A 10,297-nucleotide genomic window follows, 5' to 3' on the forward strand; every position below is an offset into this window, starting at 1 on the left:
TCAGGCCATTGTCGTATAGATAGTTGGAAATTGGCATGTTCGTCATTTTGGGAGCAGCAGGGGGAATCGTTGATGAGTATCGAAGGGCAAGGGGCGTTTCATTCCAGTGAAAACCTTGGGAAGGACGGCGTAGAGAAAGCTCTGCTCCGGCCGTTTGGCCTTTCCGTTCGGCTTCAGTCGGGGACGGAAGCGGTTCGGCTGCAGCTGACAGGGTCGGAAACAGAGAAAGGTTCGACGGAACAGGGGATTTTTGAAGAAACCCGGTTTCACTACCGAAGCGAGGATGAGTCCATTCAAGCCCGGGTTTTTGTCCGCGAGAAGGCAGGCGGTACGATGCTGGTCACCGTGGAAGCCGGCATCACCAATGAAAATGATTTCGGCAAGCAGCGCTCGTTCGCAGGGGAGCATGCGGTCATGCTGACGCTGCGGCCCGCTGGGCAGATCGAGGGGCTGATGGCCAACTACCAGCATAAGGACTGGTGGACCCGCCCTCATTTTGGCACCGATCTGGCCGGTTTGCCGGAGAAGATGCAGTCGGTGCTGTGGAAGACGGCAGGCGAATACGGCCACCTGCTGCCGGTGACAGGGCCGGTGTGGCGTGCGGATGCCGCCGGAGCCGAGGAAGGGATTACGCTTCGATTATCCGCTTATGAGGAAGGGCATACCTGGTGTGAAGCGCTGGTGTTTGCCTTTGCGGCCGGGGGCGATCCATACGATCTCGTCAAGCGCAATGTAGCTTCCGCACTGAAAGAGCTGGATTATCCGACGCTGCCGAGGGAGCAGAAGCCGTTTCCGGCGATGTTAGACAAGCTCGGCTGGTGCAGCTGGGACGCTTTTTACCATCAGGTCAGCGAAGAAGGGCTGCTGGCCAAAGCCGCCGAGCTGCAGCAGCTTGGGCTGCCGGTCGGCTGGGTGATGATCGACGACGGCTGGTCCGATATTTCTGCGGGCAAGCTGTCTTCCTTTGAAGCGGATCCCGTCAAATTTCCCGGCGGTTTGAAGCGTGCCGTGCATGCACTGAAGGAGCGGTATGGCATCCGCCACGTCGGGGTATGGCACACCATCGCCGGTTACTGGGGCGGCATTCTGGAGGACAGCCCGATCGCCAGAACGTATGCGGACCATCTGTACCGGGTACCCCGGGGCAATCTGATCCCTTATCCGGAAGCCGGCAAAGGCTTTGCCTTCTGGCATGCCTGGCACGGATTTTTGCGCCGCCAGGGCGTCGATTTCGTCAAGGTGGACAGCCAAAGCGCGGTTCTGAACTACCTGCAGGGACGCATGCCCATCGGCCAAGCTGCCGCGGCTGCGCACGAGGCGCTGGAGGCTTCGGTTGCGCTGCATTTTGACGGGACGATCATCAACTGCATGGGCATGGCGTCCGAAAATATATGGCACCGGCCGAAGTCGGCCGTTTCGCGCAACAGCGACGATTTTGTGCCGCAGGAGAAGCGCGGCTTTCCGGAGCATGCGCTGCAGAACGGCTACAATTCCTTTTACCACGGGGCCTTTTACTGGGGAGACTGGGATATGTACTGGTCCAAAAACCACGACGACGTGCAGAGTGCGGTGCTGCGTGCGGTAAGCGGAGGTCCGGTCTATATCAGCGACGCTCCGGGAAATACCGATCCGTCGCGCATCTGGCCTTTGATCTATGCAGACGGCACCGTCATCCGCTGCGACGAGACGGCCAATCCGACCCCGGACTGCCTGCTGCTGAATCCGGCCGAAGAGCACGTTCCCCTTAAACTGTGGAACCGGGCGGGCAGCGCAGGGGTTGTGGCTGCTTTTCATATCAGCGGGGATTCTGCTCAGGTTATGGGTTCGGTCGGACCGGCCGATGTGCCGGGACTCGGCGGCGGGGAATTCGCCGTGTACGACCATTTTGCCGGCAAGGGCTGGCTGATGCGCGCCGACGAGCAGACCCCGATCCGTCTGGAGGAAGGAGGCTGCGCCCTCTATGCGGTCGTCCCGGTTACTGGCAGCGTTACCCCGGTTGGGCTGGCCGACAAATACATTTCGCCGGCGGCGGTTGCCGGGTGTACTGAGGTAGGCAAGGTGACAAACGTCCTCTTGCGGGAAGGCGGCCGGTTCGTGTTTGCCTCCAAAACGGCGCCATTAAGCGTTACCGCAAACGGCCTGACGGTAGAGGGAACTCCGATCGGGGGCGAACCCGGCGATTTTTATGAGGTTCTCTGCGGGGAGCCCGGTCAACCGGTGCACATCGAAATCGTCTCGGTGTAAAAGCCGCGTAAAGACTTTAATGAAAAAAATAGCAAAAGCAGCTCGTTCATCTGATGACAAACGAGCTGCTTTAACTATTTTCGCTGCAATATCAAGATCTTATTCCTTGCCTCCTTATCTTCCGGATTTATGGATCACCCTCCGCTGGACTCGTTGACTGCCGTATAGGTACAAATTCATATAAATAGGAGGAACTGCGGTAATTTGCAGTGTGTTGGTACTTTTAGAAAAATATTACCAGCAAGACCTATTTTGAAAACCGCTGTCGGCACATCGAATTTGAAATTTTATAGACGAAAAGAATCATTTTTCCGGGAAATTTGATGAAATGGATGTACGCAGTGTGCGGTCTAGTATACGATCAAACGGAGCTTTTGGCTGATTCCATAAATAAAGTCGAATGAAATGATAACGGAGGGATAGCAATGAAAATATCGAAGTCGATGATCGCAAAAATAATACTTGGGGGCGTCTGCTTGGTAGGCATCGGATGCACCGACCGAACATTGAGCTCGGCAGATGGCGTGTTGGATCAAACGAAACAGAACGGCAGCGAAATCGTCGTTCCGCATAATGAGCGCTTGTTTTTGTCCACCGACAAGAAGTGGATTAATGAGGAAGGGCATCAGTCCGACCTGATCCGGCTGCAGTGGACGGCCGACCGCGCCAAACCCGCGATTGCCTGGGCCGACGAAAAAGGGAAGGACAAGACCGCCATCATCTCCCACGACAAAGCAAATAATCCCGAGCAGCATGACCATAAACACCTCTCGTTTGAGACGACGATGTCGCCGGACGGTCAATATGCGGACCAGCTGTTCACGCGGCTGGAAATTCCCTATGACATGGACGTCAGCGAAATCCGTACCCAATCATCCAATTTTAATGTGATGAACGGCATCCTCCGGGTTGCAGGAGAAACCGGTTCAAACCGGGACCTCCAGTTCAGCGTTGCCGGCGAAGACAACAAAACGACGCCGAGATGGGCCGTTCGGGCGGACAGCACGAAAGAGAAGGGCGGCAACACAGGGTCCGACCTCCAATTCGTCCGCTATGGCGACGACGGCGAAGTGGTCGATTCCCCGCTGACCATGCAGCGGAGCGACGGCAACGTCGGGATCGGCACGGACGAACCGGACACCAAGCTGGATGTGAACGGAGACAAGCTCCGCATCCGTGAGAAGCATACGCCGAAATCATCCACCGAGCCCTGCAGTCAGGGACAAATGGCCTGGGACGACCAGTACGTATATGTGTGCGTTGCCCAAGACAACTGGAAGCGGACGGAACTCTCGTCCTGGTAAGGACTGCTCTCCCCGGCGGAAACTGGATACCCCGGCAGCGTATGCTGTTGGGGGCGGTGGGGCAGTGTGATGCACGTTCCGGGCTGGGAGGGTGTTATCTTCAAATCCTACATGCTACGATTGGGGTATAAAAAAATATACATATGGCTCCCGTAGAGGAGCCCTTTTTGGAGAGGAGGAATCGGGATGCTGCTTTCTTTGGATATCGGCACGACTCATATCAAAGCAGGGGTGTTCGGGAACGACGGCTCGGAAATGGCCGTCGTCTCGGCACCGAACCCGAAGGCGCAGGGCCCCTCCGGTACCACTGTCTATGACCCGGATGTGCTGTGGGAGACCGCGGCCGGTTTGATCCAGCAGGCGGTAGAGCGTCTTGGAGAGCGGGACGAAGCGATCGATGCCGTCGGGATTACGAGCATGGCGGAGAGCGGCCTGCTGCTGAACCGAGCGGATGGGAGAGCGCGCACTCCGATGCTGCCCTGGTTCGAAACCTGCTCGGCACCGCAGGCGGAGCGGATCAGGCAGGAGGTGGACGAACGGGAGCTCTTCCGCATGACCGGACTGCGCCCGTCGTTCAAACATGGCCTGCCGAAGCTGCTTTGGCTGCGGGAAGCGTGCCCGGTCGCCTTTGACGGCAGCGTATGGCTATCCGCCGCATCATACATCGCTTACCGGCTGACCGGCAGGATCGCCGAGGATGAGACGCTGGCGGCCAGAACCTACGCATACCGGATTGACAGCCGCGCCTGGAATGAGCCGCTGATCCGCAGCTTCGGGCTGGATCCGCAGCTGTTTCCGCCCATTCAGCCGGCGGGAACGCCGGTCGGCACGGTGCTGCCGGCCATGAACGGACTGGGCCTCGGCGAAGCCCCGGTCGTCCTGGCCGGACATGACCATGTGTGCGCCTCGCTGGCCTGTCCAGACGGCCCGGACAGCACGTACAATTCGATGGGGACCGCCGAAACGCTGGTCGGGACCTTCCCCTTGCGTCCCCTGGGGGATGCCGACGATGCATCGGGCTTGTCTTTCGGCATTCATCCGGTGCCGGGCCGCATGTACTGGATGGGAGGACATTCTTCGTCCGGCGGTTCGGTGGAGTGGGCCCGCGAAGCCTTGTCGGACGCAGGCTTGTCCTACCCGGATATGATGCGGCTGCTGGATGAGGCGGGCGGGCAACCCACCGGGATTTTATATTATCCGTATTTGACCGGAAGTGGCGCCCCGCATCCCGTGCCCGGTGCCCGGGCCGCATTCATCGGCTTGGACGCCAAGCATAAGAAGGGGGACCTGATCCGGGCGGTGCTGGAAGGAAACGCCTATCAGCTGGAACTGCTGCGGGAGCGCGCCGAACGGGTCGGCGGCAGTCCGATCCGGCGGATGCACGTGGTCGGCGGCGGTGCCCGGAACAGCCACTGGCTGCAGATCAAGGCCGATGTCTCAGGCGTCCGCCTGACCATGACCGGCGCAGCGGAGGCCTCGCTGCTAGGGGCTGCCCTGGCCGCCGCCGTCGGGGTCGGCCTGTACCCGTCCTTCCGCGAAGCGGCTGCTGCCGTAAGCTACCCCGAGGCGAAGGTGTACGAACCTGATCCGGAACGCCATCTGGCGTACCGGAAGCTGTACGAGCAAGGCTTTCTCCGCCTGCTCCAGCCCTTGCTGTCCTATTACAAAAGCAGCTCCTGACCGCAATCAGGAGCTGCTTTTTATATACTAACGCCTTATTCTTTTGTAAATTCAATCGTGCTGCGCACGGTGTCAATCGGACGCACCAGCTTTTCGATCTGCTCGCGTTTCGGCTCCAGGAATGGAGGCAGGGACAGCTTTTCGCCCAGCGTTTCGTAAGGCTCGTCGCCCATAAAGCCAGGGCCGTCGGTCGCCAGCTCGAACAGAATTTGCGGCGCCACCCGCGCATACAGCGACTCGAAGAAGTGACGATTCACGTAACCTGAAGTCGAGAACCCGAATTCGTCCAGGCGGGTAATCCATTGTTCCAGAACGGCGCGGTCATCGACGCGGAATGCCGCGTGATGCACCGTACCGAAGCCTTGGCGGGCAGGCGGCAGCACCGCATTGTATTCCACGACGACCTGAGCCCCATTGCCGCCTTCACCGACTTCAAAAAGGTGGTAGGAGCCTTCCTGGCCGATTTCTTTGAACTCGAATACTTTCTCCAGCATTTCTTTGAAGTAATCGAAATTGGCGATTCTCACAAAGACCGGGCCCAAGCCCGTGATGGCGTACTCCAGCGGGATTGGCCCTTTTTCCCACGGCGTTCCGGAAGGAACACCATCGTTGTGCTCGTCGGAAATGAGCTGGTACTGCTGGTCGTCGAAGTCGACGAAGGAGAGCGTCTTTTTACCAAACATCTCTTTAATGCCGTAATGCTGCACGTTGAGACGGTCAAAGCGCTTCACCCAATAGCTCAGTGCCGCATCGCTCGGAACGCGGAACGACGTTTTGGCGATTTCGTTGGTGCCGTGAACGCCTTTCGGAATGCCGGGAAAATCAAAGAATGTCATGTCGGTTCCCGCGCTTCCTTTGTCATCGGCAAAGAACAAATGGTAAGTCTGGATGTCGTCCTGGTTTACCGTTTTTTTGACCAGGCGCATGCCCAGCACATAGGTGAAAAACTGATAGTTTTTTTCCGCGCTGCTCGTAATCGCAGTCACGTGGTGAATTCCTTTTAATCCGTTCATCATAATTCCTCCTTATAATTAAGCTTCCCTTAAAACTGTTTTTCCATGAATGAAATGGCTTGCGCCAATTCCTTGTTATAAAGAATCTTTAATTTAAGATAAATATAGCACGTTGTTTCCGATGTGTCAAACGTTTGGCGATCCATCGGCAAAAACCTAGAGATCTATGGCAAAGTATCGGGATAACCCGCTGAAATTTATAAATTCTATAATCATAATAAACACCCGGTATCGCTGGACACCGGGCTTCGCATGCATAGATTTCTTTTGGTCATTTTTCAAGGGACATCAGGGGGCTAGTACAGCCGGCTTGAACACTTCTTCACACCATGTGCGGAAGCTGGTGTCTGAAGGCTGTGCCTTTTGTACATCGTCGTCGTAGATGCCTTCATTTTGGGCAATGACCATATCCATGTAGTCCTTGACCCAAGCCTCCGTTCCAAACCGAGATAGGGTAGCTTTATACTCAGCAATGGAAACCTGCTGAAAGTGAATCGGACGCTCGAGCACTTCAGACAAGACATGCGCCATTTCATTGGGTGTTAAAGAATCGGGGCTGACGACCGGGACACTGTCTTGACCGCTCCAGGATTCATCGAGCAAGAGTGCTGCTGCGGTCGAGGCGATATCCCGGGTTGCGCAGAGCGGGAGCACCTGATCTCCAGCCATAGGCATATAGAACGTTCCGTGGCTTTTGATGGATTCTAGATCATGAAACATATTTTCCATAAAGTACGGCATACGCAGTGAACGATAGCTTACACCTGTGCTTTCGATGAGAGCGTCCATCTCAAACGCTGCGGTTAATATCCCGGCATGTCTGCCGAAGCCACGCCCCAAGCTGGACACGCCCACAACTCTTTTTACTCCAAGGCTCTGGATGGCTTGGCAAGCCGGTCTGGTGAAATTCAAATAGTATTCCATGGAGTTCCCCGATTGAGGGTTCGGAGGCACCAGCCAAAGAACACTCTCTGCACCTGCGAATGCTTTTGAGACGACATCCATGTCATCGTGTGATCCCTGAAAGACTTCGACACGGTCGCGCACTCGCTGCGGCAGCCGGGAAGGGTCCCGGGCAATGACCCGGATCGGCTTCCCGCTATCAACGATGTGTTCAAGGACTTGCTGGCCGATTTGACCGGTGGGAGTCGTAATAACGATCATGAACAATTCATCCTTTCATCGGTTATGGCTGGCCCAACTTATAAGAGAGAGCAGCTAATTAACAGTGTTGTTTAAGCATCATTTTCGGCTAAACTATACTGTATACATGATATTAGTTTGGTTCAGCGATGCAGGCAATCAGCAGGAAGCCGTTTTCGTTGTGTAGGCAACATCTGCACGATTATGTTGTTTATTAGGTTATAAGTACAAGGAGTGATAGCATGCCAGTAAACCCAAACGATCCCCGCGTCAAGCGCACGCGTCAGTTATTACTGCAATCCTTTATGGAGCTGATCGAGCAAAAGAAAAATATTTACTCCATTTCCGTGCAGGACATTACCGATCGCGCGACGGTTAATCGGGCCACATTTTACGCGCATTTCGAAGATAAGTATGCTTTCCTGGAGTGTTGGATGAGGCAAAAATTCCAAAAGAAACTGGAGAGGGAATTACCTAATCATTCCATATCCAATATGAGCAGCCTGCGGTCTTTGATTCAAATCGTTTTTGATTTTCTTTCCCTGACCCGGCAATATATGATTCGTACTCCGGAGAACAGTCCGTATGAACCGCTGTTTGAAAGCGCCATTCATAAAGAACTCTATCAACTCCTGTTCACATGGCTGAGCGAAGAAGCGAAGGCGCCGGAGGCAAAAAAAGCGGTGGAATCCACGGCTCTCCTCATAAGCTGGGGCATATTGGGGACAGCCATTCAGTGGAGCAGAGACCCTGAGCATCGCCCGGCGGAAGAGATGGTGCAGGAAATGCTGGTGGTCGTGGCGGCGGGATTGGCTCCCGTTTTGGAACAATCTTAAAAGATGATCGTTAACGGTGGTCATGAATACGATGTGAAAAGACAGCAGCCGACCATAAAGATCAGCTGCTGCCTGTGCGCTAAGGAGGCTATGAAGATGAAGAAACGAATTCTAGCCATGCTGACGCTCGGCTTTATGGTTGGCTGCACGGCAAAGCAAAATATGTTTACTATTGAAGGAGAGATCGATACCATAAATTCAGATCTTAAAGAGATCTGCGTTAAGGGTACATGTGTTCCCGTATCGGAGAACATCGATGAATTCAAAGTCCATGACCGCGTGATCCTCAGGCTGGAGAGCAGCTATACCAGTCAGGACGTGTACGATCCGAAACATATCAAAGTGTTAAGTGTTGAGAAGGTTCCATAAACCTTTATTTATAAGCGATGATCATAAACCGGTCGGCATTCGTTTGGATTCCTTTCGGCGTCTGATGTTCGGCAATAAAGCGGTGCAGCGTCTGAAAATCGGTATCCGTCTGCCCAAAGCCGGGGATGATCGGGGTGTGCTTCAGCAAAAATATCAAGTCTTCGGCCGTCGCATAATACTCCACCGCATCGTATTGCCGGCAATCAATCTGCCGGAATCCGGCTTCCTTCAGTTCGGCGGCATACCGCTCCATAAGCGTTCCCCGCTTGGTATTCCCGGATTGGCCTCTGCCGAAAGCTTGCGTCAGATTGCGTTTATCGCTTTCGCCGACCTGCTGGGTGAGGAACACACCGTCATCGGCCAGCACCCGGGCCACTTCGGCCGCATTGAATTCTGAATGCCTGCAGCTGATTACCTGAAAGAATCGTTCAGGAAAATCGAGCTCGGACGCCTCCATGGGCAAGAAGCGGATGTTGGACCTGCCGGATCGTTCCCGGTTCCGGTTGGCGGTATGAATCATGGCTTCCGAATGGTCGATTCCGATCAGAAGCAGGGCCGCATCCGCCATGCGCAGCAGAGCCTCGCCGCCTCCGGTGCCGATATCCAGTAAAATATCTCCGGCCTTACAGCGGGAGGAAACTTCGCTCCAAAAATTCCACAGGGCATGCTCAACAGTCACGCTCAATCGGCTGAAATCCCAGCCGTTCATTTGGCCGACTTCATTGTAAAATTTTTTATAATCAAAAGAATCCATAGATGATTCCACCTTTCAAAAAGTAAGAGAATAGTGACGCATGCAGACGTTGCCGGTTCGTTTCCAAATGGATCAAAGGACAGACGTGTCCCTTGATAGCTGGTACGCGTTTTGACCCAGCCCGGAAATTACATACCTCGAACGAAATGCAGTGCCACGATCCGCTTCACCCCTTTGAAAGAATAGTTACATTATAAAAGGCCTATATCCCAGAACACAAGGGTAAACGGCAATCCAAATGATTGTCCTCCTATGGTTTCGTTCGTATAATGGGTAATGCTATGTTGTGGATGAAGTGTAAGGAGTAAGGCTTAAATCAAAATGAATGGATGGATAGAGCCGGGTACCGGCTTAACCATTTTCAAGGGGGAACAGCGGGTGCCGCTAGAAATTGAACGCAAATTTTTGCTGCCGGAATTCCCGGCGGCTCAGGTTAAGGAAGGAAAACTGCGGATCGTCAAGGAGCAGCTGATCGAGCAGACGTATCTTGCGCTGTATGAAGATCAGGAACTGAGGGTTCGGAAAATAACCGACGCCGCCAGCGGAGACGTAGAGTATACGCATACGTTCAAGAGGGGGTTCGGCATCGCCCGGGAAGAGGTGGAGGTATCCATCGCCGGCGGCTTGTATGATCAGATGATTCGGGCCCATGGCGCCGTCCCTTTGATCAAAAAGCGTTCTACGGCGCTGTGGGATGGCGTGCAGGTGGAGATCGATGAGTACGATCAAATCCAGCTGACGGTGCTGGAGGTGGAGTTCAGCTCGGAGGAGGAGGCCGAAAGCTTCGTTCCCCCGGCATGGTTCGGGCAGGACATCAGCACGGATAAGGAGTACAGCAACAAGAAGGTTTGGCGTGAGCTTCAGTCCCGGCGAAGTTAGGGAATTATGAAGCTCGTTGGCCACGGGACGGATCAAGTTGAGGCCGGGAATCAAGAGACCGAAAGGTCTCTTTTT

9 protein-coding genes are annotated in these 10,297 nt (G+C 54.7%); 6 read left to right on the forward strand and 3 right to left on the reverse strand.

All coding sequences use genetic code 11. From position 1 onward, the window contains the following. The first annotated feature begins 72 nt into the window (after positions 1-72). The 3 genes from ABID47_RS25670 (at position 73) to ABID47_RS25680 (ending at position 5,228) form a co-directional block, all read left to right on the forward strand. Positions 73-2,244, forward strand: a complete 2,172-nt coding sequence (locus ABID47_RS25670; protein WP_354501012.1) for a Sip1-related alpha-galactosidase — start codon at positions 73-75, stop codon at positions 2,242-2,244. A 425-nt stretch (positions 2,245-2,669) separates the two neighbouring features. Continuing rightward, positions 2,670-3,548 (forward strand): hypothetical protein, encoded by an 879-nt coding sequence (locus ABID47_RS25675; protein ID WP_145164138.1) that lies wholly within the window; start codon positions 2,670-2,672, stop codon positions 3,546-3,548. A gap of 186 nt (positions 3,549-3,734) precedes the next feature. Next, positions 3,735-5,228 carry an FGGY-family carbohydrate kinase gene (locus tag ABID47_RS25680; RefSeq protein ID WP_354501014.1) on the forward strand — a complete coding sequence of 498 codons (1,494 nt, stop codon included), beginning with the start codon at positions 3,735-3,737 and terminating at the stop codon, positions 5,226-5,228. Between the two features lie 35 nt (positions 5,229-5,263). Here ABID47_RS25680 and ABID47_RS25685 read toward each other — a convergent pair whose 3' ends face one another. Then, on the reverse strand, positions 5,264-6,241 hold the full coding sequence (locus tag ABID47_RS25685; RefSeq protein ID WP_354501229.1) for a ring-cleaving dioxygenase: 978 nt from the start codon (positions 6,239-6,241) through the stop codon (positions 5,264-5,266). A 288-nt stretch (positions 6,242-6,529) separates the two neighbouring features. After that, on the reverse strand, positions 6,530-7,405 hold the full coding sequence (locus ABID47_RS25690) for an NmrA family NAD(P)-binding protein (RefSeq protein WP_354501016.1): 876 nt from the start codon (positions 7,403-7,405) through the stop codon (positions 6,530-6,532). Positions 7,406-7,689: 284 nt separating this feature from the next. On the opposite strand from ABID47_RS25690, the gene ABID47_RS25695 reads away from it, so the two are divergent. Next, positions 7,690-8,220 carry a TetR family transcriptional regulator gene (locus tag ABID47_RS25695; RefSeq protein ID WP_354501018.1) on the forward strand — a complete coding sequence of 177 codons (531 nt, stop codon included), beginning with the start codon at positions 7,690-7,692 and terminating at the stop codon, positions 8,218-8,220. A 96-nt stretch (positions 8,221-8,316) separates the two neighbouring features. Further along, a complete protein-coding gene (locus ABID47_RS25700; protein WP_354501020.1) occupies positions 8,317-8,589 on the forward strand; it encodes a hypothetical protein in 273 nt (90 codons plus the stop codon). A gap of 4 nt (positions 8,590-8,593) precedes the next feature. On the opposite strand, the gene ABID47_RS25705 is transcribed toward ABID47_RS25700, so the two are convergent. Continuing rightward, positions 8,594-9,343 carry a class I SAM-dependent methyltransferase gene (locus ABID47_RS25705; protein WP_354501022.1) on the reverse strand — a complete coding sequence of 250 codons (750 nt, stop codon included), beginning with the start codon at positions 9,341-9,343 and terminating at the stop codon, positions 8,594-8,596. A 378-nt stretch (positions 9,344-9,721) separates the two neighbouring features. On the opposite strand from ABID47_RS25705, the gene ABID47_RS25710 reads away from it, so the two are divergent. Beyond that, entirely contained in the window at positions 9,722-10,222 is a 501-nt protein-coding gene (locus ABID47_RS25710; protein WP_354501024.1) for a CYTH domain-containing protein, read from the forward strand. Positions 10,223-10,297 lie beyond the last annotated feature (75 nt).

The organism is Paenibacillus favisporus (genome assembly GCF_040545415.1).
GTDB classification, from domain to species: Bacteria; Bacillota; Bacilli; order Paenibacillales; family Paenibacillaceae; genus Paenibacillus_AQ; species Paenibacillus_AQ favisporus.

Coding starts and splice junctions, on each gene's coding strand:
- ABID47_RS25670 (WP_354501012.1), top strand. CDS start 73: ATGAGTATCGAAGGGCAAGGGGCGTTTCATTCCAGTGAAAACCTTGGG.
- ABID47_RS25675 (WP_145164138.1), top strand. CDS start 2,670: ATGAAAATATCGAAGTCGATGATCGCAAAAATAATACTTGGGGGCGTC.
- ABID47_RS25680 (WP_354501014.1), top strand. CDS start 3,735: ATGCTGCTTTCTTTGGATATCGGCACGACTCATATCAAAGCAGGGGTG.
- ABID47_RS25685 (WP_354501229.1), bottom strand. CDS start 6,241: ATGAACGGATTAAAAGGAATTCACCACGTGACTGCGATTACGAGCAGC.
- ABID47_RS25690 (WP_354501016.1), bottom strand. CDS start 7,405: ATGATCGTTATTACGACTCCCACCGGTCAAATCGGCCAGCAAGTCCTT.
- ABID47_RS25695 (WP_354501018.1), top strand. CDS start 7,690: ATGGAGCTGATCGAGCAAAAGAAAAATATTTACTCCATTTCCGTGCAG.
- ABID47_RS25700 (WP_354501020.1), top strand. CDS start 8,317: ATGAAGAAACGAATTCTAGCCATGCTGACGCTCGGCTTTATGGTTGGC.
- ABID47_RS25705 (WP_354501022.1), bottom strand. CDS start 9,343: ATGGATTCTTTTGATTATAAAAAATTTTACAATGAAGTCGGCCAAATG.